Here is a 25,766-nt window from a genome sequence, read left to right as displayed (position 1 = left end):
AATTATTTTTTGTAAGGCTCAACAAGGAATGAAAGTGCCTGCTTTTCGCCTGCCTTAACCTGATACTTGTCACGAACGAAAGCCTGACCCGGCATATCACCACCGATACCGTACTGTGATGAATCAACATTTACGGTGATGTCGTGAGTTCTGTCAATATCGGTTACATGCTCATACTTATCAAGCATAAACGGTGTGTAAGGAAGTGCACAGAACAATACCGGCTTGTCATAATATGCAGTTACCTTGATACCGTTACCCTTCTTGTCGGTCAATGTAAAGTATCTTACATCTGCACGAGTTGAAGATTCCTGCGGACGCATATATGTATATTCAAACTTGTCAATAGGCAATGAATACTTGCCAATCTTGTAGCCTGTCTTTCTGTCAGGATAAGACGGAGCTTCTCCTCTGCCGTACCAAGAAATTTGAGTCAACGACTTGTCAACATTCCACTGGAAGCCAAAACGAAGAAGTGCTGCCTTTGGAACTGCACTGTGATATACAGCAAGTTTGCCGTCAGGATATACAGTATAAGATACATAAGCATTCTTCATAAACTGAACATCAAGAGCAACCTTAACCTTAACCGTATTGTTCTTTTCCTCGATAGTAGTCTTAAGTGCTCTGACAGCCTTTGTGGCACGCTTCCACTTATAATAAGGATGAACAAAGATGAATGGAGAAACGAAGTTAAGAAAGTCAATATCGTTATCTGTAAGTGCTCTGAAATAGTTTGGAGCCATAGGTGCTCTGAGGAGTTCCTCGCCGTCAACAACATATGATGTTACTGCGCCGTTGTCAACCTTAACTGTGAAGTTATCACCCGATACAACAACATTGTTGCCCTTCTTTTCTGCTGAAGGTGCTTTGCCTTCCTTTGAAATTACAGGCTTTGAAGGTGTGTTAAGAATAAATTGGTCAAAAGCAATTTCTGCATTTGACTTGATGCCCGGAGTCTTTTTCTTTGAATGGAATGAAATTGTGAGCACACATTCCTTATCCTGTGGAAGTGAAGCGTAGTCATATGGAATGTCGATGAAGTTTTCCTGAAGAGGAGCAACAGAGAACTTATCCATTTCGCCTGACTGAATTTCATCACCCTCGCACTCAATTTTCCACTTGCACTTGTAAGCAGAAACATCGGTGAACAAGAATCTTGAACGAACATTAAATCTGCCCTTTGAAAGGTCATAAGCAGTTGTTACGATTGGCTGATAAACATGAGCAACCTCAAAGTACTGTGGATGTGGCTCACGAAGTGCAGAAATAACGCCGTTTGCACAGAAATATGTATTTGAACCTGTCATTGCGGTTGTGTTGATTCCGCTGTACCAATGGCGAGGCTCGTCCTTTTCAAAGTCTGTGCCGTAGAGATAGTTATCCTTACCGTTTTCGTCAACAACATGGAGAGTTTGGTCAACCCAGTCCCAAATGAAGCCACCGCACATATTGTCGTACTTTTCAAAATCGTCCATATATTCTTGGAAGTTACCCATTGAGTTTTCCATACTATGAGCATATTCGCAAAGAAGAACAGGCTTTGTGTACTTTTCAGCCGGAATCGGCTTTGAATCGGCAGCAAGCTGATTTGCAATATTATCATAAAGAGAAATTGTAATAGGCTCTCTGTTGCCGAGTTTCTTCATAGTAGCCTCATCAGGATACATACGAGAAATTACATCACTCTTTGTAAGGTCAAAGTCGCCCTCATAGTGGAACTGACGAGTATCGTCAAGAGCCAAAGCAGCTTGCTTCATCTTCATAAAGTTGTCGCCATCGCCTGCTTCATTACCAAGTGACCACATAAAGATACACGGATTGTTTCTGTCACGGAGAACCATTCTTTCCATCTTGTCAACAGCCATATCTGTCCAAAGCGGATTTGAACCCGGAACACCCTTACGGCGAACACCGTGAGATTCCAAGTCGCACTCGTCCATAACATAAAAACCGTATCTGTTGCAAAGTTCGTAGAAATACGGGTCATCAGGATAGTGAGATGTACGAATAGCGTTTACATTTGCCATCTTCATAAGGTCAAGGTCCTGAATGTATCTTTCCTTTGGAACATTCCAACCGTTGTCCATATCGAAATCGTGACGGTTTACACCTCTAATCATCAAAGGCATACCGTTGAACAAAATCTTTTCACCAACGATTTCAACCTTCTTGAAACCGATTTCATATGTCTTAACGGTTATAACATTTCCGTTTTCGTCAAGAATTTGCATAACAAGACGATAGAGATTTGGTGCTTCGGCAGACCACTTTTTAGGATTCTTAATCTCATTTTTAATGCTCAAAACAACATCATTTTTGCCGGCAATCTTTGCAGAAACATCATCAAGTTCAATAATCTTGTCTGTATCGCTGATGAGATAAGACTTAACAGTAACGGATGTGTCCTTTGCAAGACGGTTATTTACATAAAAATCAATTGAAAGAGTTGAATCCTTATATTCTTCATCAAGGTCAGTCTTTGCATAGAAGTCGAAAAGTCTAACCTTTGGTTCTGCAAAAAGATATACCTCACGGTAAATACCGCAAAGCCACCACATATCCTGATCTTCAAGATAAGTTGAAGCAGCATAACGATAAACCTTGGCAGCGACAGTATTTTCGCCGTCCTTGAGATACTTTGTGATTTCGAACTCGTGAGGAGTCATTGAGCCTGTTGAATAGCCAACATACTCGCCGTTTACCCAAACTTCAAGAGCAGCCTTGCACGCACCGAAATGAAGGAATACATCTCTGCCATCCCAATCATTGCTGATGTTGAAGCTTCTGCGATAAAAACCGATTTCCTGCATAGTATGGTCAATTGACGGAATACGGCTTCTTGAACGGCTAAATGCTCTTGGGAATGTGCTTGCGTAGTAATAAGGCACGCTATATCCCTCGCACTGCCAAACTGACGGAACAGAGATTTCATCCCAAGCAGATACATCATAGCTTGGCTTTTCAAAACCGTCAGGCTGATTTTCAAGACCTCTCTGCCAGTGGAATTTCCACTTGCCGTTGAGGCTTTGCTTATACTTTGATTGTTCGCCCGAAAGTGCGTCATCAACAGTATCAAAAGGCATTGCAATGGCATGCCCTTTTTCCTTATTTATATAGACCGTTTTCGGGTCTTCCCAAACAAATTTCTTTCCCATAAATACCCCTTTTATACTCTTTGTTTTTTATTATTTTATTGACATAACAGCTTGGAAAGCGGATTCGGTAGCATTTGCAATTCTGCCAACCTTTACGCTGTCGCCGATATTAATAACTTTGTATTTTGTGCTGTCCTTGATTTGCTCATAAAGTGCATTGTCAGGACGGCAACCCATAGAAAGAACAACAAAATCAACATCAAGTTTAATCTTGTCGCCGTTCTTTGTGCTCTCTGCAGTCAATCCGTCTGCTGTGATTTCGAGCAATTTGGTTGACGGCATAAACACTGTGCCTGCCTCTTTAAGTTTTGGCAAAGCATCATCAAGCTGTTGAAAATATGCGCCCGGAGCAATGGTGTCTGCCATTTCAAGAATGGTAACCTTATTGCCCATTTCACACAAAAGCTCGGAAGTTTCAAGTCCGGTCATACCGGAGCCGATAACTGCAACTTTTTTGTTTTCAAGTTTAATTGAGCCATTAAGAATTTCTGTAACGGTGCTGACATTATCGCCTGCAAAAGCCTTTGGAAAGACTGCATTTGCACCTGTTGCATTGATAACAAAATCAGGTGAAGCATCGTCAAGCAACTCTTTTGTAACAGTTGTATTAAACTCAAATTTTACGCCATTGTTTTTTGCATTGGTGTACAAATCATCAATGCACCAATGGAGTTTTTCCTTGTGTGGAGGCTTATCGGCAAGATTAATTTGACCGCCGACAGCACTTTCTTTTTCGTACACGGTGACATCAAAGCCTCGTCTTGAAAGAAGCTCGGCAGCAGTAAGACCTGCAACACCGGAGCCGACAACTGCAACCTTTCTGCCATTGCCGTTCTTTTCAAGTTCAAGAGAATCTCTGCCGATGAACGGATTGACCGAACATCTGCCGTGTGTATATTCATATGCGTTGTTTTCCATACTTTCGAAGCAGTACAGACAGCATATGCAACGCTTGATTGTATCTTCCTTGCCCTCTTTAACCTTATTAACCCAATGAGGGTCTGCAAGAAGCGGTCTTCCAAGGGAAATGAAATCCTGAATACCATCCTCTAATTGCTGTTCTGCTTGTTCAGGAGAACGGATGAGGTTTGCTGCGATAACAGGAATGTCAACAACCTTTTTAACTTCCTCGGCAAGATACTTTCTCCAGCCGAGAGGGAATGTAGTTGGCTCGAGCCAATAGTTGAATGTATCATAAGCTGCTGATGAAACATCAATAGCGTCAATGCCCTTATCGTTAAGTGCCTTGGCAATCTTGAGTCCTTCCTGCAAATCGTAGCCTTTGCCCGGTTGACCGATTTTTGCATACATCTCATCAACCGAAAGACGAACAACAAGAGGAAAATCGTTGCCGCAAGCAAGTCTTATTCCATCAATAATTTCGTTGAGAAATCTCATTCTGTTTTCAAGTGAGCCACCGTATTCATCATTTCTGTGATTGGTGTTAGGTGACAAAAATTGCTGAATAAGATATCCGTGAGCTGCGTGGAGTTCAACACCGTCACAGCCTGCCTTTTGTGCTCTTACAGCACCTTGAACAAACTGGCGAACAAGTTTTTTGATGCCTGTTTTTGTAAGTCCTCTGTTTACGCTGTCAGCCATTTTTGACTTTTCACATTTTGACGGAGCAACAGTTCGAGGAACAATGTCCTTATCCTGAAGTTTCTTTCCCGGGGGAATAATTGCACCGGTAAGGAGCTTTGCATACGCCTTGCCCATAATTTTGTCGCAAGCAACAGAAAGCGGAACTGTACCCATCATAAGACCGAGGTTTTGTCTGCCCGGATGGTGAAGCTCAACAAAAATTTTTGCACCGTAGGAATGAATACGGTCAACCATATTCTTGAGCGGTGCAATTTGTGAATCGTGAGTTAATGCCATTTGACCGAATGACGAAGCACCGGTCACATCGTTGATACGGGTAATCTCGGTGATGATAAGACCGACACCACCCTTGGCACGCTCAACATAGTGGTCTGCCATAATGTCGGTAACCTTGCCGTCAAACTGACCGAATCCCATACACATAGGTGCCATTACAACTCTGTTTTTAATTTCAGTATTGCCTATTTTCATAGGAGAGAAAAGCATCTTATAATCCATAAAAATCCCCTTTATGATTATCTTAAAACAAGGCCTGCCGACGAGGGCAAGCCCATAAAATCATTTTTTATTTATTTTTATCTTTATCTTTTTTTGCTTTCTTTTCAGCCTCTTTGATAAGCTTTTGTTCCTGATAGCTTACGCTGTATTTTCTTTCTTCTTTAACCTTGATAAGAAGAGCGATAAGCCAAATAAGCAAAGCCACGATAGCGATGCAAACTATAACAACCAAAGCAATAAATGTTTTTTTGAGTACTTTAAGGTTATCCATACCCTTAATAAAGAAGCCTATAAGAGGATACATAGTTTCATAGTCGCCCTTATAAACACCGCCGTGAGCCTCAACTTTTTTACCGTCTAAATAATAATATACACGGTATTGCTCAACAGGTTCATTTATTTCAGGATCGTAATTATCGTTTTCTTCAATATAGAAATCAATTTTTTTGCCGGCGTCATTGCCTGTGATTTTTTTAGGCAATGCTTTGATAACAGCCTTTGTATAGAGCTTCGATTTAAGCTCGTAGACATTTACCTGTCCTTCTTTTTCCTCAAAAGGCTTTGCGCTGAATACTGCAACTCCAAATGATGAAATGGCAAGCAAGATTACAAGAATAACCGATATAACTGCAACGGTTGTAACATGAACCTTTGAACCGGGAATTAATTTGCCTTGCTTTTTTTCTTTCTTTTGATTATCCATTTGAATTACCTCTAAAATTACTTCTTCTTTTTATTTTTCTTTTCTTCGGATTCGGCAAGTTTTGCCTTTGCCTCGGCAACAATTCTTGCCTGCTCTTCTTTTTCTTTCTTTTCTGCTTCTTCTCTTTCGAGTTCTTTCTTCAAAGCGTCTTCATATTCCTTTTGCTCTTTGGCTGCCTTGCGTGCAAGTCTTTCGCTTTCAAGTTCCTCATCGGTTTTAGCCGGTGATTTGACAACGGCAATATTGATGCCGACGGCAACAAGCAAAAGTGCAAGAGCAAAATAAAATCCCCAAGCAACTCCTCCCGTTGCGTTATACACAGGGAAACTGCCGAAGTTTATTCCGATTTCATTCGGAGCGCCCTTTATTCCTAAAGTGAAACACACTGCACTGCCTATGGCAGAAAGAACGCTTAAACATTCAAAAACAGTAATTGCACTTGTTCTGAAATGTTTTGCAAGTATTATAATAAGGAAAAACGCAATCACGGCAAGCAAGAGCGACAGTGCCATAAACAGCACCGAATACATTGTGAAACTCAGCGTGCCTGAAAATCCCTCGTATTTCATATTAGTTATGTATACGCTTGAATTTGCGAAAAAGTCCTTAAGCAAATCTATAAGTGATTTGTTGCAAGTTATACCGAAAAGGTCCAAGCCTATACTTTCGGCGTCACTGTTGATAGTTGCCCACGGCAAAATAAAACCAATGGCGGGCAAGACACAAAGAATAATCCTGACAATTCGGAGTTTTGTGCCCCATATAGAATAGGCTATTCGATTAAGTCCGCGATAAAAAACAGCAAACTTTCTTTCAGCCAATTCGTTATCAGCCTCAAGCCTCTCTTCCCAATTAAAGTTAGGAATACTTACGCCGCAATTTGAACATTCGGCTTTTACATCGTACCAATGTAGCTTTTTGCCACAATTAGGACAGGAACTTGCCATACCTGTAACCTCTATTCTTTATATTTATTCTAATATATAATATAATTTTTTATATCAATTGTCAACCGATATTCATTAATATTTAATTTAATCCTTATAAAATGTAAATCAAATAAAAAAGTATTGAATTTATATATTCACTATGATAAAATCTATTTATATAACATTCTATAGTTATGGAAACGAGGGATTATATTGGCAGAACAAGTATCCATTGAGGACATCACCATGACCAACGAAGAACTTGACAAGCTCGCTTACACAAAAAAGAGATATTTAACTCCGAAAGAAATTGCGGCATATGTTCTTGTTAACTTCGGTCAAAAGAATTTAAGCCAGTTTGTAGACGCATTTAAAGAATTCTTTATGATTCAATTCTTAAGGCTGAACACAACCGCTTATGCAAACATCAATCTTTTTGCATCTATTTACGATGCACTTGATGACACAATTTCGGGTCTTATCATTGACAGAACAAGAACCCGCTGGGGACGAATAAAGCCATTTTTCATTCTTCCGTTGCCGTTATGGGTTATCGGCGGATATATGATGTTCACCGCTCCCGACATCAATTTCAACGGAAAAGTCATTTGGGCGGCAGTTGCCATTGTAATTTACGGACTCGGTATGAGCTACTTCGGTGCATGGGGTCTTATGATTTACAACATCACTCCAAACACCGACGAGCGTGACAACCTTATTACAGTTACAAAGTTCTTTGAACTTTTCGGCACTTGGATTCCGTCACTTGTGCCTATACTTGTTACTTTGTTGCCAAAAATCAACAATAACATTTCGATGCGTGATGTTTACAGCGGATTTGCAAGATTTATGCTTATTCTTTCGGCAGGATTTGCAATCTTCGGTTGCTTCAATATGAGAGAGCGTGTGCCTCTTATGAGCCGTGAAGAAATGAAAGAAACATCTGTGCTTGAATCTCTCAAAAACATTATTACAAACAGACCGCTCATCGCAGTTATCCTTGCAAACTTCTTTAACTCATTTAAAGCAGTCGGCGGTTCATCCGAATCATACTTTTGGCTCAACAACACCGGTTCTCTTATGAACCAAACAATTTGCGGACTTTTCACCGGTATTCCAAACTACATAATGGTTCCGCTTGCCGCAAAGATGGTAAAGAAATGGGGTGCCCGTGCAACCTCAATCATTGCAGGTTTGTTCGGATTTGTTGCATATATGACATTATTCTTCATTGGCTATCATCCCTTTGGACAAAACTTTGCCGACCACAGAATACTCAATTTGATTTGGGTTATCTTTGGCTTAACAATCTGCGGTTTGCCGAACAAAATCCTCAATGTATCGGGACAAATCGTAACAGCAGAAGCTCTTGACTATATGGAATGGAAGCACGGTTTAAGAAACGAAGCACTCGTTACAACAGTTCAAGGTTACTTCGGCAAGCTTGCAACATCGGTTACAGGCTGGCTCTCGGGTATGGTACTCACTTGGATTAACTACATACCTCTCACCGACTCAATCGGAAACGCTATTCCGCAGACAGACCCTAAAATGCTCAACGGCATCTGGGCAGTATTCTGCATCCTCCCTGCTCTTGCAAGAGGACTTTACGGCATATGCTTCATTCTTTATCCTATCCACGGCAAAGTTCAGCAACAGATGATTGTTGAACTTGCAGACAAGCGTGCAGAAAGAATTGCTGAACAAGAAGCAATTAATCACTCGGCAAAAAGTGAATAACAAACAAAAAGAAGACCTGGCTTAACTAAAAGTCAGGTCTTAATTTATGCCTTAATCATATCAATAAAATATTTGTGGACTGACAAATCATCAGTGAGTTCGGGATGAAAAGCCGTCACAAGGAAGTTTCCTTGGCGCGCAGCAACAATTTTTTTATTCACCGTGGCAAGAACATCAACTCCGTCACCAGCTCTGCTGATATACGGTGCACGGATAAACAACATAGGGATTTTGCCAAAATTTCCAAATTCCTCAACGGTATCAAAACTGCCAAGTTGTCTGCCGTAGGCATTGCGTTTTGCCGTGCAATCAATCAATCCAAGCCCTGTGCAACGAGGGTCGCCTGTTTCCTTTGACATAAGGATAAGTCCGGCACAGGTACCGAAAACAGGAACACCGTCGGTTGTATATTCAAGGACTTTGCTACGCATACCGAGGTCATCGAGCAATTTGCTCATAACCGTGCTTTCGCCACCCGGAATAATCAAACCGTCAGGTCGTTCATTAAGATCACGAAGCTGTCTGATTTCGTATGCTTCAACCCCGAGTTCGTGCAATTTTTTGATATGTTCTTCAAAAGCACCTTGCAAGGCAAGAACTCCGATTTTCATAATTATTCAGAGGATTACTGTCCTCTTTCCTCCATAATGATTTTTATTTCGTTTTCGTTGATTCCAACCATTGCTCCACCCAAATCTTCGCTGAGTTGAGCAAGAATCTGAGGGTCGTTATAATTGGTTACAGCCTTTACGATTGCGGCTGCTCTCTTTGCCGGATTGCCTGATTTGAAGATACCCGAACCGACAAAAACACCCTCTGCACCGAGTTGCATCATAAGTGCGGCATCGGCAGGAGTTGCAACACCGCCGGCAGCGAAGTTTACAACAGGAAGTTTGCCGTTTTCGTGAACATAATTGATAAGCTCAACAGGAACTCTGTATTCCTTTGCAGCCTCGAAAAGTTCATCCTTGCGAAGCGACTGAACACGGCGCATTTCGGCATTAATCTTTCTCATATGTCTGACAGCCTGAACAACATCGCCTGTGCCCGGCTCGCCCTTTGTTCTGATCATAGACGCACCCTCGGCAATTCTGCGAAGTGCTTCGCCCAAATCTCTTGCACCGCAAACAAAAGGAACATCAAATTCCGTTTTGTCAATGTGATAAAGGTCATCGGCAGGAGACAAAACCTCGCTCTCGTCAATGTAATCTATTTCAATCGCCTGCAAAATCTGCGCTTCTGCAATATGACCGATACGGCATTTTGCCATAACAGGAATAGACACTGCTTCTTGAATGCCCTTAATCATCTTTGGGTCGCTCATTCTTGAAACACCGCCTGCGGCACGAATATCGGCAGGAATTCTCTCAAGTGCCATAACCGCACAAGCACCTGCTTCTTCCGCAATCTTTGCTTGTTCAGGTGTTGTAACATCCATAATTACACCGCCCTTAAGCATTTGTGCAAGATTCTTGTTCAATTCATATCTGTTGCTCATAATAATTACCTCGAAAATATTATATTTGTTCGAACAATTACATCATAACACAATCTGTGCATTAAACAATATTCAAATTTGATAAAAAAATAGAGTACAGATGAATTTCTGTACTCAAAAAATCACAAAGATTTATACATTTTTGTGGTATCTTCCTTTAATGCGTGCTCAAGAACCTCAAGCACTTCATACTCACGCTCATTTGAGCCGAGCGACACTTTTATGACATCGCCAACCTTAACATCATACGATGCTCTTGCCACCTTTCCGTTGACCTCAACTCTGCCTGCGTCGCAAGCCTCGTTGGCAACGGTTCGGCGTTTTATGATGCGAGATACCTTTAAATACTTATCAAGTCGCATATCATACTCCTTTAAATAAAATAAGGTGTCCCGAAAGACACCTTGAATTTTATTGCAAATAATTAAGCGTTAACAGCGTCCTTAAGTGCCTTGCCTGCCTTGAAGCTTGGAGCCTTTGATGCAGGGATTTCAATCTTAGCCTTTGTTTGAGGGTTAAGACCTGTACGAGCTGCTCTTTCCTTAACTGCAAATGTTCCGAAGCCAACAAGTGCAACCTTGTCGCCCTCTGCAAGAGCTGCTGTGATAGCATCAAATGTTGCTGCTACTGCTGCTTCTGCGTCCTTCTTTGATAATTCTGCCTTTGCAGCTACAGCTGCAACCAATTCAGTTTTATTCATAATTAATCCTCCATTACCGATTTCTCGGAATTTTTTATTTTCTTAGCCTTGTCCCAAAGCCTGTCAAGTTCTTCTATTGATGAACTTTTCATATCTATCCCTTGTTCACTTGCCATTTGCTCAACCAGTGAAAAGCGTGACATAAACTTATCTGTGGAAGCGGTTAAAGCCTCCTCGCTGTCTACATCAATAAATCGAGCAATATTTACGCAGGAAAAAAGAACATCTCCGAATTCATCCTCAATATCAAACCTTTTGCCTTGTTCCATTGCTGTTTTTAACTCATCAATCTCTTCATAGAGCTTATCGACCGCACCGCCAACATTATCCCAATCAAAGCCAATCTTTGCCGCCTTGTGCTGAATCTTCTGTGCACGCATAAGTGCAGGAAGTTCACGAGGCACGCTGAGCATAGACTCTGTTTGATTTTTTTGTCCTTTGGTTTTGAGCTTTACAGCATCCCAACTATTGAGTGCCTCGGCAGTATTGTTTGCAACAACCTCGCCGAAAACATGCGGATGACGAACGACAAGTTTTTGCACAATATCGTTTACAACATCATCAAAAGAGAAGTTGCCATTCTCACTTTCCATCTCGGAATGAAGCACAATCTGCAAAAGAACATCCCCAAGCTCTTCACGGAGCATATCGGTGCTTTGCTTATTTATTGCTTCAACAACCTCATAGGTTTCCTCTATAAAATTCTTTTTTATAGATTCGTGAGTTTGCTCTCTGTCCCAAGGGCAACCGCCCGGTGCACGAAGTACTTTGATAATGGCAACAAGGTCATCTATATTATATTTATCTTTCAATACAAATTCTTTTGCCATAAGTCATTTCCTCGTAATGTGTCTTCTTGTAATATACACTATTTATGCGGGCTTTTCAAGGTTTTACTTGAACTTTTTTGGATATTTGATCACAAAAAAACTCCCTAAAATTCAGCATACCGCACAAAAAGCACAAGATACAGAATAAAACGACAGAAATCGAACATTTTATTATTATCATACCGATTATCGAAAACGGGAACGAAATTTGACTAAAAATCAAATTGCACAAATAAACCACAAGCAAAAACAAACACGCAGGGAAAATTATCGACCTTAAAAAATCAAATTTTATTTTTGCCTTTTTACATAAAACAACAGTATTCCAAACGGTAATCACCGCATACCCAACTGAACCCGAAATGACCGCACCGTACAAAACAAGATGCTCATCGGAAACCAACACAAAATTTAAAATCACTCTGATGACACCCGACACTGCATAAGGCAGGATTGATTTTTTTGCACAGCCAATAGCCTGAACGGCAAAAACCGAGGTACCCGCAAGAGAATAAAGCACAACAGTCAGCGCAAAATATTTGACCAAAGCAACTGACGACACGACTATATCATATGAATTCTTGCCGTAGAAAAGCGTGAGGATTTCCTCACTGCAAAGATAGAGCAAAGCACCGCCGAGAAGCGACAACAACGAAGTGTATTTATATATTGAATTCACCAATGCCGACAATCGTTCGCCGCTTCCCTGTTCAAAGGCCCTGCTGATTGCGGGAACAGCAGAAACACCAAGCGCCATAGTTACACCGGGCACTAAATTTTTGAAATCAAGCGAAGCAGATAACACGCCATAAACATAAGTCGGCAAATCAGCATCGGAAATGCTGACTATATTTAGCGATTGAGAAAACATATTTTTCAGGGCAAGGATATTCATTTTGCCGAGAACGATTTGGATAGACGCTGTATCCAAAAACTGAAAAACACTTTGAACTCCCGTACTGACCATAATCGGAAACGAAAACATCAAAAGTTCCTTGTTTGCGATTTTTGTTTGAAGAGGGTTATTTATTTTAGTACTGTGAATTTTTGAATAAACACACAAAAAACACAGGCTGACAAAAGCACCCAATGTTGCACCAAGCATTGCAAATGCCGATGTATAAGGATAAATAAGCGACAAAGCGACTTCATCGTTTATTGCAAATTCTCCAAGTATCTTGCCCGACAGCAAATACTCCTTAAAAAGATATGCCATTGAATATTTTGCAAACAGCAAACCGAAAATCATTTTGAAAAGCGCATCAATAGTTTGGCTGACGGCAGTCGGAATCATATTCAAAAAACCTTCAAAATATCCTCGATAAGACGCACCCATACAAGAAAACAGCACAGACGGAGCAAGCACAAGAGCAGTATAAAGCGCCTTAGGTGAATGGGCAATCAAATCGGAATACGGCTTTGCAACACAAATCAAAACAAACATACCGACAGCACCGACTACAGTAAACAATCCGAGTGAGCCTTTTTTCAGCGACAGCACCATTTGAGTGTCGCCCTTTGAATTATAAGTACTGACAAGTTTTGACAACGCAATTGGGAAAGCCCCCATAGTGATTGCATGAACAGGCAAGCAAAGATTATAGGCATAGGCAAAATATCCCCTGCCCACACCGCCGATATATGCGGTCAACGGAATTTTATACACAGCTCCGATGACCTTAACAATCACAGTGGACACAAGCAAAACAAAGGCAGATGAAAGATATTTACTCTTTAAGGACACAAAATCACCAACAAAAAAAGACGGTGCAAATACACCGTCTAAAAAAATTATTTGTATATTATTCCGACTCAGAATCAACAACTTCTACATCAATGTCGTTAACAACAACATCTTCGTCCTTTTTTGGATTGACCTTGGCATCAACCTGAGCTGCAACTGCTTCCTTGAATGCTTCAATTTCTGCCTCTAAAAATTCGGACTGACTTTTGAGCATAATGATCTCTTCACAAGTTGCTTCAAGCTCATCTTGACTAACCTCACCGCCGTCATAAATGTTAAACTGAAGTTTGCCATATTTTTCGTATGCTTTGGCAAGCTTGGTTTTTGTATCAAGAAGTTCTATTCTTTTACGGGAAATTTCTATTGCCTGGGCACTCTTTTTGGCATATTCCTTGGTTTTATTGATAACTTCATCAATAGAGCCATTCTTTTTTGCGTTATTGATAGCCTCGTCAACAGAATTCAATACATCGTTAAAATTTCGCATAATTACACCTCTTTGATATCATTATATTACAATATGTAATTTAATGCAATACCAAATGTGATTATTAGTGAAATTTGTACATACTGTCATAAGTGTATTTATACAAATTTATTCACTATAGAAATCAATTATACCTTTCTTGCGTGATAAAACCTCATCAAAATTGTTGAGATACTCATAAGGATACTTATAATTATATATTCTTTCAATATGAGCGGTCTGTGGATTTTTGAGTTTTGTGACTGCTCCTGCACCGGCGGCAAGCACCGTGTGTGTTTCGTCCATCATAAAGACATTATAGAGACAATCAAAACCGTCTTTTGCATATCCGACATTTTCAAGATTACCGAGGGATTTGCTTTGACGATACATATAGTACGGATTATAGCCGTTTTCAATCATAGCCTTATATGAATAATCCACCATTTTTGAAGCATTGCTACGCTCGGTCAAATCGAAGAATTCATTTTCAGTACATAGGAAAGCTGCAGATTTCAGCGCCAAATTATGCACCGTGATACTTTCGGGAGCAAGCGACACAGCGGTGTCTATGCTTTGCTTAAAGCTCTCCGGAGTGTCGGTATTAAGCCCAGCGATAAAATCCATATTGATATTGTCAAACCCAACCTTGCGTGCAAGTTCATAGGCATCAATCGTTTGGGCAGAAGTGTGCCGTCTGCCGATCGCATTGAGCACATCATCATTAAAAGTTTGCGGATTTATGCTTATTCTTGACACATTATACGACATAAGAGCATTGAGTTTTGCCTCTGTCACGGTATCGGGTCTGCCTGCCTCAACAGTGTATTCCCTCAAAGTTGACAAATCAAAATTGCCCTCAATAGTTGAAAGAAGAATATCGAGTTGCTCGGCAGAAAGTGTTGTGGGAGTGCCGCCACCAAAATAAATTGACTCAAGCCTCAATCCGAGGTCGTTTGCAATTTTGCCGATATGCACAAGTTCCTTGCACAGCAGTTCAACATAAGGAGCAATTAAGTCCTTTGCATTTGCAATGCTGTGCGACACAAATGAACAATAGGAACATCTACTCGGGCAAAACGGGATTGACACATAAAGCGAAAACGAATTGTCACGAGAAAGTGCAATTATCTTATTTTCCCGTTCCATAACAGACAGAGCGAGGTCGATTTTTTTCTGTTCCACTTTATCAGACAGGAACTTTTTAACCGCATTGTCAACTCCCATTTTTTCAACAGTTGAGTGCATAAGTCTTGCAGGGCGGACTCCGTAAAGTATTCCCCACGGAAGCGTGTAGCCTGTGAGTTCGCTCAAAGTATCATAGAGCAGGATTGACAACGAATGAGTTACATCGTCATTTTCTTTGAGTTCATATATTTTTTCGAGCAATCGGGAATAAGCCTTTACTCTTACCGAAAGGAGATTATTTTCTTTTTTAGTTTCTATCACAACATTGTCGTCACCGTCAAATTTCAGTTTTTCCAGAGGAAAAAACATAACTGCGATTTTTTCTGTGTGATAGGATGCGTCGTGGTTTATATTCTTAATTATCATAAAATCATTTCATATACGGATTGTTTTTTCGTTCAAAATCAAGTGTGGTGAGATTATTGTGACCTGTGTACACCTTATAGTCGCCGTCAAGAGCCTTTAGTTTTTGGAGCGATGACATCATTTGTTCAGGCGAGCCTGACGGAAAGTCTGTTCTTCCGCAAGAACAATAAAACAAAGTGTCTCCCGAAAAAATGCAGTTTTCTGCAATATAGCAAACACTGCCCAAGGTGTGACCCGGAGTTGACATAACTTTTATTACGGTGTCACCAAGGGTTATTTCGTCACCGTCAGCGACAACAACATCTGCCTCAACATCATTTTGAGGAGCATTGCAAAATGCCGCAAGAGAAAGTTTTGAAGATGAGAGCATAGGCTTGTCTTCACTGCTGATGACAACCTTTGCGCCGTACTTCGCTTTTGTGTCCCTTGCACCTATTATATGGTCAAAGTGACCATGGGTCAAAAGTATATATTTAAGGTCGGTATCACCGATCATATCAATCATTTTTTGACTGAACTCGTTGCAATCGACAAGTGCGCTTTGATTTGTTTTTTCATCAATAATCAGGCTGCAATTATTATCCATTGAGCCGAATTTTTCGCTGATAACTTTCATTAATGAAGCTCCTTTGAATCAAGAAGAATGGTTACAGGTCCGTCGTTGAGAAGCTCAACTGCCATATCTGCGCCAAACTCACCTGTTTCCACCCTTGAAACGCCTGCATCTTTCATTCCCTGAACAAAATATTCGTACAGAGCATTTGCAATATCAGGCGGTGCGGAATTGATAAAAGACGGGCGTCTGCCGTGTGAACAATCGGCAAGAAGCGTGAACTGCGACACAACAAGTGCCTCGCCGTTTACATCAAGGAGGCTTTTGTTCATTTTGCCGTTTTCATCTTCAAAAATACGGAGCACAGGCACTTTTTTGAGGAGTTTGTCTGCATCTTCCTCTGTGTCGCCCTGCTGTACGCCCAACAAAATCATAAAGCCTTGGTTGCACGCACCGACAATTTCTACGTCAATTTTTACACTTGCATATTTTACTCGTTGAATTACTGCTTTCATAATTTTCTCCGAAATTATATTTTACTGGTCGCTTCTCTCGATAAGATAAACACCGTCTATCTTATTAAGAAGCCTGATAACTGCGTCAAGATGCTCTTTGTTGTTAACTGTTATAGTGATTGAAGTCAGGCAATTGCCGTCATTAATCGGACGGGCATTGATTGCGTTCATCTTGACATGAGCACTCGCTATTGTGGTTGTAATATCAAGCACCATACCGTCACGGTCAATGGCATAAATGTTGAGAGAACTACGAGCCTCAACCTTGATGTTGCTGTCCCAATGAGCCTTTATCCAGCGTTCAGGCTCGGCACAGTTTTCCAAATCGACAGGTACATTTTTGCAGTTTCTGCAATGGATTGTCAAGCCGTGACCTCTTGTTATAAATCCGATAATCTCTTCACCCGGAAGCGGATTGCAACACTTTGCCATATTGATAAGGCAGTTGTCAATTCCCTCAACAACTACACCGCCCGATGACTTCGGCTCACGATTAACCTTTGATACTGTATTGGTTGTTTGTGCAGGAGCAGGAGCTTTTTCTTTCCAATTACGGTTATATTCATCCTTAATACCGGGCATAAGACGGGTAATCTGCACACCGCCGTAACCGATTGCGGCATAGAAATCCTCTACGCTGTCAAAATGCTGACGCTCCGAAATTTTCTTAACAAATTCCTCGTACTTGTCGCCCTCAAAACGAATATAATTCTTTTTGAATTCGTGGTCTAAATCCTGTTTACCCTGAACAATGTTTTCATCACGCTTTTCTTTTTTAAACCAAGCACGGATTTTTGAGCGTGCCTCACCTGTTTTAACAATCTTGAGCCAATCTCTTGACGGACCTTTGCCCGGTTGCTTTGATGTAATAATCTCAACAATTTGACCCGTGCGAACTTTGGTATCAAGCGGTACAATTCTGCCGTCAACCTTTGCGCCGACCATTTTGTTGCCGACTGCCGAGTGAATTGCATACGCAAAGTCGATGACAGTTGAGCCTTTCGGAAGCGACTTTACATCACCTCTTGGGGTAAAAACATATATTTCATCAATAGAAAGGTCGCCTTTGATGGACATAACCATATCTTCGGCATTATCGGCAGAGTCGCCGTTTTCGAGCATCTGATGAATCCACTGAAGTGATGTGTCAAAATTATCTTCTCCGCCCTTGCCGATTTTGTACTTCCAGTGAGCTGCAATACCGTATTCAGCGGTGCGGTGCATTTCCCAAGTTCGAATTTGAATTTCGAACGGAATACCTTTTTTGCTGAGGACAGTGGTATGAAGCGACTGATACATATTGGGCTTCGGTGTGGAGATATAATCCTTAAATCTACCCGGAAGCGGAGTGAACATATCGTGAACTATACCGAGAGCATTATAGCAATCAATCATAGAATCAACGATAATACGAACAGCATAGATGTCGTAAATTTCATCAAAAGTTTTGCCCTTGATGTATAGCTTACGGAAAATACCGTGAACAGATTTCACTCTTGATGTGATTTGAGCACCCGGCATAATAGGTTCAATTTTCTTCTTGATTTGAGCCTTGATTTCCTCAAGGAATTCCTTGCCCTCGTTCTGTTTCATAGAAAGAGAGTTTTCAATTTCCTTGTAAGCATAAGGGTCGAGGTAGCGAATTGCCAAATCCTCGAGTTCTTCCTTAACTGCACGGATACCGAGACGGTGAGCAATCGGAGCATAAATCTCGAGAGTTTCAAGTGATTTTTCTCTTTGCTTATACGGAGGCATATGCTGAAGAGTGCGCATATTATGAAGTCGGTCGGCAAGTTTGATGATGATAACTCGAACATCCTGATTCATCGCAATGAACATCTTGCGGATATTCTCTGCCTGCACTTCCTCCTTTGTTGAAAGCGGAATTTTGCCGAGTTTTGTTACACCGTCAACAAGCACGGCAACTTCTTCGCCGAAATGCTCACGAATAAAATTAAGGTCGTATGTTGTATCCTCAACAACATCATGAAGAAGCGCACCGATGATACACTCGTTGTCCATTCCGTAATCAAAGAGAATTTTTGCAACGGCAACAGGGTGCATAATATACGGTTCACCCGAACGGCGACGCTGATTTTTATGCGCCTCATATGCCAATTTGTATGCCTTTAAGATAAGCTCGCTGTTATAATTCGGGTTCTTTTTTACTTCATCAAAGAACTCATCAAACTTATCGTCATAATCCTCTAATTTTATTTCTTCTTTTTTCTCTTGTGTTGTCTTTACTTCTTCACTCAATGTTCAATCTTCCCTTCAAAGCCTTAAGAATCGGAGTTTCTTCAAGATTTACTTTTTCTTTAACAATATTAAGGGTTATTCCTTTTTTATAATTTATCAAACCACCCTGCGAAAATGCCTTGATTGCAAACATAAGTTTGCCATAAGTCAACTTGTCCTGAAGCCTGAAATACAGACTTTCAAGCGAATAAGGGTAGCCGTTGTTTTTCTTCAAATATTTATAGACAAGGGCACATTCTTCTCTTGTCGGATAAAGAGATTTGTCAACCCTGCCCGTGTATCTGTACAAATCATACAATGACTTTTCGGCAAAATACTTTTCCTCGTCAAATGACGAAAGACGAATGTCAACCGCCTGCACAGACAAATACATTTTGCCGTTATAAGCATTTTTGCTCACCTTGACAGCCAAATTCAGTTCATCACCAGATTTGTACGGAAATTCATTATACGGTGTTGAAAACTTGACAACACGGATTTTTGTATCTTTCTTCTGCAAATCAAGGCGAATATGTTTGCCTTCGCTGAGCGGAGTGACGCCCAAAAGTTTCAATTTATATATTCCAAAAACTGCCTGCGGATTGCCTGCTCCATATGGTTCAAGCACCGACAGAGAATCAACAAGGTCAACATTGAGATATGACGGTGCAAGTTTGAAATCCAGAGTAAGCTCGCCCTGTGGCATAACAGGATAATTTTTTATTGCAAACTCGTTTATATCAGCCGAGAACTTTTCTATCATATCCTCATTGAGAGTGATACCTGCCGCCATAGGATGACCGCCGAACTGAATCAAATCATCACTGCAAGAAGACAAAGCCTCAAAAATATTGAAGCCCTCAACACTTCTTGCAGAGCCTCGTGCAACGCCGTTTTCATCAATACCGACAATGAATGTCGGCTTGCCGTATTGCTCCAAAATGTGAGCAGCCACAATGCCGATTACACCGTGATGATAGCCTTTTCCTGCCACAACTATAACGGGAGATGACACAAGGCGAGGATTCTTTTTAATCTGCAATTTTACATCATCAATTATTTCCTGCTCGATTTTTTGTCGGTTCGCATTTTCTTCATCAAGGCTATTGCAAGCAGAAACAGCCTCCTGTGCGTTATCGCAAAGAAGAAAATCAACCGCTCTTTTTGCGTCGCCTATTCTGCCCATTGCGTTAATTCTCGGGCAAATCTGAAACGCTATGTCCTGCGAAGTGAGAGCATTTGAATTTCTGCCGATAAGCGGTGCAAGCGACTTGCGAGGATTGGTGTTCAGCTTTTGAATTCCTCTGCGGACAAACGCTCTGTTCTCCTCCTTCAAAGGCATAACATCAGCTATTGTGCCGATTGCAACAAGGTCAATATAGTTTTCAACAATCTGTTCAATATTATCCTCGTCCATCGCAACAGCAAGTTTGAACGCAACACCGACTCCGCAAAAATCACGGAAATCCATCGTGTTTTCCTCTCTGTGAGGATTGACAACAGCCTCCGCAACAGGAAGCCTGCCGTCCGAAAGCTGATGGTGGTCGGTTATCACAAGCGACATACCGAGTTCGTAAATATGCTCCGCCTCGTCAAATGCACTGATGCCGTTGTCAACTGTTATAATCAAGTTTACGCCCCAAGAAGCGATTGTGTCAATTGCAGACATATTCAGACCGTAACCCTCTTTGTCACGGCTCGGAATATAATAGCAAACATCTGCCCCTTTATTACGCAGAAAATCCACAAGCAAAGTTGTGGATGTAACACCGTCGCAATCGTAGTCGCCGTAAACACAGATTTTGTCGCCGTTTTCTATCGTTTCGCTCACGGTGAAAACAGCCTCATCCATATCTACCATATCAAACGGAGATGACAGCATAAATTCATCTGCCATAAAATTGACAACATCCAAGTCGTCAACGATTCCCCTTGATACCATCAAAAATGCAACAAATGGGTCAATATTAAATTTTTCGCTGATTTGGGACGCACGCTCCTTGTCAGCCTGCCTTATTACCCATCTTTTAATCGCCATTATGAATTTTTGTCTACCTTATGAAATTTCTTTAAATTGCCTGCTTTTTCTGCACGCTTTTGGAGAACAGCCTCAACATCTTCAACGCTGATACCTTCATTCACCATCATAACAAGTGTGTGATAAATAAGGTCGCAAATCTCACCGACTGTTTCTTCCTTAACTCCGTTTTTTGCGGCAATAACCATTTCTGTGCTTTCCTCGCCGACTTTTTTCAATATCTTATCAAGTCCCTGTTCAAAAAGATAGCAAGTGTAAGAGCCTTCCTCTTTTGCATTTTTTCTTGCAAGGATTGTTTCGTAATCGTTTCTGATATAGTCCATATTTTCTCCTGTCAATCCGCTTTGTTAAAATCTATATTGTTGAAAAAGCACGAGTGATTTCCCGTGTGGCAAGCAGCACCTGTTTGCACAACTTTGATGAGCAAAGCATCGTCATCGCAATCACCCTTTATATCGGTGATTTTTTGCAAATGTCCCGAAGTTGCGCCCTTGTTCCAAAGTTCCTGTCTGCTTCTTGACCAAAACCAAGTGTAGCCTGTTTCAAGAGTTTTTTGCAAAGACTCCTTGTTCATATAAGCCAACATAAGCACCTCGCCTGTTGACTGTTCTTGAACAATCGCAGGAATAAGCTCGCTCTTTTTAAAATACTTGTCCAAATCCATTATTTGCAAACCTCCACAGCCTGTCTTAAATCCAAAGTGCCTTTATAAATTGATTTTCCGCAAATCGCGCCATAGAGATTTTTATCTTTCAAAGCCACAATGTCATCAATATTTGTGACACCGCCTGAAGCTGTTATATCGCAAGAAACAGCTTCGTTGAGTGCTGTAAGCTGTTCAACATTCGGTCCGCTGAGCGTACCGTCTTTTGAAATGTCGGTATAAATAATGGTCTTAACGCCCATTGCTTCCATCTGCTTTGCAAGGTCGATGTAATGAGTGTCGGAGCCTTCTGTCCAACCCTCTGTTGCAACAAAGCCGTTTTTTGCATCAATTCCGACTGCGATAAGCTCGCCGAATTCCTTGACTGCCTGTTCCACCAAAGCGGGATTTTTGAGGGCAACAGAGCCTAAAATCACTCTTGAAATGCCGTTGTTTGCATAAAAATCAATGTCTGCCATTGTGCGAATTCCACCGCCGATTTCTACCTTGAGCGGAGTTTGAGCGGCAACATCAACAAAGGTTTGAGAGTTGACTCTCTCTTTTTTAAGTGAGCCGTCAAGGTCAACCATATGCACCCATTCTGCACCTGCCTGAACAAAGCCGTTTGCAGTTTCGAGCACATCATCCGCAACCTGCTCGGCTGTTGCAAAATCACCCTTGAACAGTCTTACAGGCTTGCTGTCTATAATATCAATAGCGGGAAAAATAATCATTAAAGTACTCCTTTTGTTGACAAAACAGAGCCATCAACATTTTTTGAAACAGCGATTTTCATTGCGTGAGCAACTGCCTTGAAAATTGCTTCAATCTCGTGGTGAGCATTTGAGCCGTAAAGCACATTGATGTGAAGTGTGATACCGCCGTTTACGGCAAAAGCACGCCAGAATTCTTCTGTTACGCAGGTTTCATAATCACCGCAACGCTCTTGCTTGAAATCTGCATTGAACACCAAAAACGGACGGTTTGAAATGTCAAGCGACACCTGTGCAAGACTTTCGTCCATAGGAATAAAGAACGAGCCGTAGCGTTCAATTCCGCTCATATCGCCGAGTGCCTGCTTGAACGCATTACCAAGCACAATGCCCGTATCCTCAACAGTGTGGTGAGTGTCTACATCAAGGTCACCGTTCACAGTGAGTTTCAATCCGAAGCCGCCGTGAACAGCAAAGGCTGTTAGCATATGGTCAAAGAAGCCGATACCTGTTGAGATGCAAACCTCTCCGCCGTCAAGGTTAAGTTCCGCTTTAATCTGTGTTTCTTTTGTGTTTCTTTCTACTGATGCTGTGCGCATAATTTTATCCTTTTATTATTTGAAAAATCGTTTATGTACAAAGTTGTTACTTATTCAAATCGAACTTTGATTGAATTTGCGTGAGCCGCAAGGCCCTCTGTTTCTGCCAATTTGATAATATCATCCTTTGCCTCGTGAAGCTCGGCAGGGGTGTAATAGATGAATGACGACTTCTTTACAAAGCTGTCTACACCCAAAGGCGAGAAAAATCTTGCAGTGCCTGAAGTTGGCAAAACATGGTTTGGTCCGGCAAAATAATCACCGAGCGGTTCAGGTGAGAAATTGCCTAGGAACACCGAACCGGCATTGTCAACCTTGCCGATATATTTAAGCGGTTCGGTTACGCAAAGTTCAAGATGTTCGGGAGCAAGTTCGTTTGCAAAGTCGATTGCCTGCATAACATCATCACAAACAATGATTTCGCCATAATTCTCAAGGCTTTCACGGATGATTTCCTGACGCTCAAGGTCTTTGACCTGCTTTTCAATCTCGTGCACGGTTGCTCTTGCCAAATCAATTGAAGTGGTGAGCAAAATTGCAGAAGCCATTTTGTCGTGTTCTGCCTGCGACATAAGGTCGGCAGCCAAAAATGCGGGATCTGCTGTTTTATCTGCAACGATAAGAATTTCGCTCGGTCCTGCTACCATATCAATGTCAACCACACCGTAAAGGAGTTTTTTTGCAGTTGCAACAAAAATATTGCCCGGACCGACAATCTTGTCTACCTTTGGTATTTTTTCTGTTCCATATGCAAGAGCGGCAACAGCCTGTGCACCGCCGACAAGGAACACTCTGTCTACCCCTGCAACAGCAGCGGCAGCCATAATATTAGGGTCGGGATTTCCATCGGTTGCAGGAGGAGTTACCATAATAATTTCCTTTACTCCTGCGATTTTGGCAGGCACTGCGTTCATCAAAACAGATGACGGATAAGCTGCTGTGCCACCCGGAACATAGATGCCGACTCTGTGAAGTCCACGAACTCTCTGTCCCATAATAACTCCGCTTTCCTTGGTGGTCATCCAAGACTGTTGAGCCTGACGGAGATGGAAATCATAGATATTATTCTTTGCTTTGATAATGGCAGACTTGAAATCATCATCTACCATATTGAGGTATTCCTGAAGTTCGTCTTTTTCGATAACAGTCTTTTTAGGCACGCCGCCGTCAAAACGAACAGTGAATTCACGAACAGCGTCATCACCGTTTTCCTTAACCTCATTTATAATATTTGAAACAATAGCAACGATTTTTTCGTCAGTTTCGTCAATTCTTTTTTTCAGATTTTCCATAACGGCATATTCTGCTTTGCCGTTTGCCTTTGTAATTTTCATCATTTCCTCCTATCAAACACGGGACGCAAGTTCCAAATCGTTCAAAAATTCTTCTATTTCAGCCTTGCGAAGTTTCATTGAAGCCATATTCACTATCACTCTTGCGGAAATCGGGAAGATGTCCTCAACAACCTCAAGACCGTTTTCTTTCAAAGTTGAGCCTGTTTCAACAATATCAATAATGCCGTCTGCAAGCCCCAAAAGCGGAGCAAGCTCCACACTGCCCTCAATCTTGATAACCTCAACATCCATACCCTTTGATTCAAAAAATTCCTTTGCAACCTTTGGATATTTTGATGCAACTGTTTTTCGCTTATAACCCGAAAAGAAATCTGTTCCCTTTGGGCAAGCAAGGGCAAATTTGCATTTGCCGATGTTCAAATCAATAACCTCATAAAAAGATGAGCCGTGCTCAACGATTGTGTCCTTGCCGACAATGCCGATGTCGCACACGCCGTGCTCAACATAAGTAATTACATCGGGTGCTTTTGACAGCACGGTTTCGTATTTATCAACGGGGAGAATGAGCCTTCTTCCCTTGTTTTCAAGTTCCTTTGTGTCAAGCCCCATAGTCTTGAACAATTCAACGGTTTTTCGCTCCAATCTGCCTTTTGTGAGAGCAATGCGGATAGGTCGTTCAACATTGATAACCTCGTGCATAGCCTCGCACAAAGCAGTCACCTCAACAGCAAAGCCGATAGCCGGAGCGGGCATACCGAATTCGCCGAGGAGATTGTCATATCTACCGCCGGAAAGAACAGAAATGCCCGAACCTTCGGCATAGCCGTGGAATATAATTCCTGTGTAATAATTTGAACGATTCACAAGACCGAGGTCGAGAATGATATAATCTTTCAATCCCTCGTCACAAAGCCTGTTGTAAACAGTTTGAAGATATAACAAAGCCTGTTGAAATGCAGAATCGGAATATAGTTTTTTTGCTTCATCAATAACAGACGCATCGCCAAAAAGACGAGGCAATCTGCGGATTACTCTTGTTTCGGCAGTGTCACCGATTTTATCGAGCAAATCACCGAGAGCCGCATAGTTCTTTGACTCGATATAGTTGACAACATCTGCCCTGTCATTTGGCGAAATGTTCATTTTTCCAAGAACAACATTGAAAAATGCCGCATTGCCGAGTTCAAGTTTAAATGAATTGAGGTTGCTTTTTTTCAGGCTTTCAACCGCCATTTTGACAATCTCTATATCCGCATCAAAAGAGCCGTCACCAATAAGTTCAACACCACTTTGAGCAATCTCACTCGGTCTGCCCGCCAAATCCTTTGCCCTGACAAATACAGGCTGGCTGTAATACAATCTGACAGGAAGTTCCTCATCGTGCAATCGTGTTGCAACCATACGGGCAATAGGCATAGTGTTGTCGGGGCGAAGAACGGTTGTTCTGCCCTTTGAATCAGACATCTTGAACATCATCTCCGATTCAATACCGACATTGTCGCTTTTGAAAACATCAAAGTATTCAATAGCAGGAGTGATTACCTTTCTGTAATTATTTTCCTTGAACAAAACAGAAAGTTCGTGTTCAACCCGTCTTCTGTCATCGCACTCCTCAAACAGATAATCTCTGCTGCCCTGCGGAGTAATCTTTGAATATCTTTTCATAATAATGTGTGATATTTCCGTGGAAATACCGTCCTTTCCTATAGTTCACTTTAGTACGCTAATATGCTAACATAATAAAGCA

General features: G+C 41.4%; 23 protein-coding genes and 1 pseudogene. 1 reads left to right on the top strand and 23 read right to left on the bottom strand.

Going from position 1 to position 25,766, the window contains the following annotated elements; all coding sequences use genetic code 11:
* Positions 1-2: 2 nt before the first annotated feature.
* The 4 genes from B5D29_RS02640 to B5D29_RS02625 form a co-directional block, all read right to left on the bottom strand.
* On the bottom strand, positions 3-3,158 hold the full coding sequence (locus B5D29_RS02640) for a glycoside hydrolase family 2 TIM barrel-domain containing protein (protein WP_078768031.1): 3,156 nt from the start codon (positions 3,156-3,158) through the stop codon (positions 3-5).
* 30 nt (positions 3,159-3,188) lie between these two features.
* On the bottom strand, positions 3,189-5,261 hold the full coding sequence (locus tag B5D29_RS02635; RefSeq protein WP_078768030.1) for an NAD(P)/FAD-dependent oxidoreductase: 2,073 nt from the start codon (positions 5,259-5,261) through the stop codon (positions 3,189-3,191).
* A gap of 67 nt (positions 5,262-5,328) precedes the next feature.
* Positions 5,329-5,964, bottom strand: a complete 636-nt coding sequence (locus B5D29_RS02630; RefSeq protein WP_078768029.1) for a hypothetical protein — start codon at positions 5,962-5,964, stop codon at positions 5,329-5,331.
* 17 nt (positions 5,965-5,981) lie between these two features.
* Entirely contained in the window at positions 5,982-6,911 is a 930-nt protein-coding gene (locus B5D29_RS02625) for a hypothetical protein (protein WP_078768028.1), read from the bottom strand.
* A gap of 195 nt (positions 6,912-7,106) precedes the next feature.
* Here B5D29_RS02625 and B5D29_RS02620 point away from each other — a divergent pair, with 195 nt between their 5' ends.
* Entirely contained in the window at positions 7,107-8,633 is a 1,527-nt protein-coding gene (locus tag B5D29_RS02620; RefSeq protein ID WP_143406716.1) for an MFS transporter, read from the top strand.
* A gap of 44 nt (positions 8,634-8,677) precedes the next feature.
* On the opposite strand, the gene pdxT is transcribed toward B5D29_RS02620, so the two are convergent.
* From pdxT to hisZ, 19 genes and pseudogenes are all read right to left on the bottom strand, one after another.
* Positions 8,678-9,244, bottom strand: coding sequence for a pyridoxal 5'-phosphate synthase glutaminase subunit PdxT (gene pdxT / locus B5D29_RS02615; protein ID WP_078768026.1), 567 nt, complete (start codon positions 9,242-9,244; stop codon positions 8,678-8,680).
* A gap of 14 nt (positions 9,245-9,258) precedes the next feature.
* Positions 9,259-10,134 carry a pyridoxal 5'-phosphate synthase lyase subunit PdxS gene (pdxS, locus tag B5D29_RS02610; RefSeq protein ID WP_337955329.1) on the bottom strand — a complete coding sequence of 292 codons (876 nt, stop codon included), beginning with the start codon at positions 10,132-10,134 and terminating at the stop codon, positions 9,259-9,261.
* A 119-nt stretch (positions 10,135-10,253) separates the two neighbouring features.
* Complete coding sequence (locus B5D29_RS02605; protein ID WP_078768024.1) at positions 10,254-10,493, bottom strand: RNA-binding S4 domain-containing protein; 240 nt, start codon at positions 10,491-10,493, stop codon at positions 10,254-10,256.
* A 62-nt stretch (positions 10,494-10,555) separates the two neighbouring features.
* Positions 10,556-10,831 (bottom strand): HU family DNA-binding protein, encoded by a 276-nt coding sequence (locus B5D29_RS02600; protein WP_078768023.1) that lies wholly within the window; start codon positions 10,829-10,831, stop codon positions 10,556-10,558.
* Between the two features lie 2 nt (positions 10,832-10,833).
* The gene (gene mazG, locus B5D29_RS02595; RefSeq protein ID WP_078768022.1) at positions 10,834-11,661 is read right to left on the bottom strand and encodes a nucleoside triphosphate pyrophosphohydrolase; all 828 of its coding nucleotides are present in this window, start codon (positions 11,659-11,661) and stop codon (positions 10,834-10,836) included.
* Positions 11,662-11,716: 55 nt separating this feature from the next.
* On the bottom strand, positions 11,717-13,405 hold the full coding sequence (locus B5D29_RS02590) for an oligosaccharide flippase family protein (protein ID WP_159443378.1): 1,689 nt from the start codon (positions 13,403-13,405) through the stop codon (positions 11,717-11,719).
* Positions 13,406-13,463: 58 nt separating this feature from the next.
* The gene (locus B5D29_RS02585; protein ID WP_078768020.1) at positions 13,464-13,892 is read right to left on the bottom strand and encodes a hypothetical protein; all 429 of its coding nucleotides are present in this window, start codon (positions 13,890-13,892) and stop codon (positions 13,464-13,466) included.
* Positions 13,893-14,000: 108 nt separating this feature from the next.
* Positions 14,001-15,425: a coproporphyrinogen dehydrogenase HemZ gene (gene hemZ / locus B5D29_RS02580; RefSeq protein WP_078768019.1), complete on the bottom strand. Its 1,425-nt coding sequence runs from the start codon at positions 15,423-15,425 to the stop codon at positions 14,001-14,003.
* A 4-nt stretch (positions 15,426-15,429) separates the two neighbouring features.
* Positions 15,430-16,041: an MBL fold metallo-hydrolase gene (locus tag B5D29_RS02575; RefSeq protein ID WP_078768018.1), complete on the bottom strand. Its 612-nt coding sequence runs from the start codon at positions 16,039-16,041 to the stop codon at positions 15,430-15,432.
* The gene (dtd, locus tag B5D29_RS02570) at positions 16,041-16,493 is read right to left on the bottom strand and encodes a D-aminoacyl-tRNA deacylase (protein ID WP_078768017.1); all 453 of its coding nucleotides are present in this window, start codon (positions 16,491-16,493) and stop codon (positions 16,041-16,043) included. Before dtd ends, B5D29_RS02575 begins: the two co-directional genes overlap by 1 nt.
* Positions 16,494-16,514: 21 nt before the next feature.
* Positions 16,515-18,752, bottom strand: a complete 2,238-nt coding sequence (locus B5D29_RS02565; RefSeq protein ID WP_242941725.1) for a RelA/SpoT family protein — start codon at positions 18,750-18,752, stop codon at positions 16,515-16,517.
* The gene (gene recJ / locus B5D29_RS02560; protein WP_078768016.1) at positions 18,745-20,769 is read right to left on the bottom strand and encodes a single-stranded-DNA-specific exonuclease RecJ; all 2,025 of its coding nucleotides are present in this window, start codon (positions 20,767-20,769) and stop codon (positions 18,745-18,747) included. Before recJ ends, B5D29_RS02565 begins: the two co-directional genes overlap by 8 nt.
* The gene (gene hisE, locus B5D29_RS02555; protein ID WP_078768015.1) at positions 20,769-21,092 is read right to left on the bottom strand and encodes a phosphoribosyl-ATP diphosphatase; all 324 of its coding nucleotides are present in this window, start codon (positions 21,090-21,092) and stop codon (positions 20,769-20,771) included. The genes recJ and hisE overlap by 1 nt, the downstream gene beginning before the upstream one ends.
* An 11-nt stretch (positions 21,093-21,103) precedes the next feature.
* Positions 21,104-21,433: a phosphoribosyl-AMP cyclohydrolase gene (gene hisI, locus B5D29_RS02550; RefSeq protein ID WP_078768014.1), complete on the bottom strand. Its 330-nt coding sequence runs from the start codon at positions 21,431-21,433 to the stop codon at positions 21,104-21,106.
* Positions 21,433-22,146: a 1-(5-phosphoribosyl)-5-[(5-phosphoribosylamino)methylideneamino]imidazole-4-carboxamide isomerase gene (gene hisA / locus B5D29_RS02545; RefSeq protein WP_078768013.1), complete on the bottom strand. Its 714-nt coding sequence runs from the start codon at positions 22,144-22,146 to the stop codon at positions 21,433-21,435. The genes hisI and hisA overlap by 1 nt, the downstream gene beginning before the upstream one ends.
* Positions 22,146-22,724, bottom strand: a complete 579-nt coding sequence (gene hisB / locus B5D29_RS02540) for an imidazoleglycerol-phosphate dehydratase HisB (protein ID WP_078768012.1) — start codon at positions 22,722-22,724, stop codon at positions 22,146-22,148. Before hisB ends, hisA begins: the two co-directional genes overlap by 1 nt.
* 50 nt (positions 22,725-22,774) lie before the next feature.
* Positions 22,775-24,061 (bottom strand): histidinol dehydrogenase, encoded by a 1,287-nt coding sequence (gene hisD / locus B5D29_RS02535; protein ID WP_078768011.1) that lies wholly within the window; start codon positions 24,059-24,061, stop codon positions 22,775-22,777.
* A gap of 9 nt (positions 24,062-24,070) precedes the next feature.
* Positions 24,071-24,718, bottom strand: coding sequence for an ATP phosphoribosyltransferase (gene hisG, locus B5D29_RS08780; protein ID WP_242941729.1), 648 nt, complete (start codon positions 24,716-24,718; stop codon positions 24,071-24,073).
* 6 nt (positions 24,719-24,724) lie between these two features.
* A pseudogene (hisZ, locus tag B5D29_RS08775) lies at positions 24,725-25,684 on the bottom strand (ATP phosphoribosyltransferase regulatory subunit); the annotation flags it as partial.
* Positions 25,685-25,766 lie beyond the last annotated feature (82 nt).

The sequence above is a fragment of the Eubacterium coprostanoligenes genome, assembly GCF_900167205.1.
Classification (GTDB): domain Bacteria; phylum Bacillota; class Clostridia; order Oscillospirales; family Acutalibacteraceae; genus Eubacterium_R; species Eubacterium_R coprostanoligenes.
The sequence above is the reverse complement of the archived record's forward strand: the minus strand, read 5'-3'. Positions and strand labels throughout refer to the sequence as shown.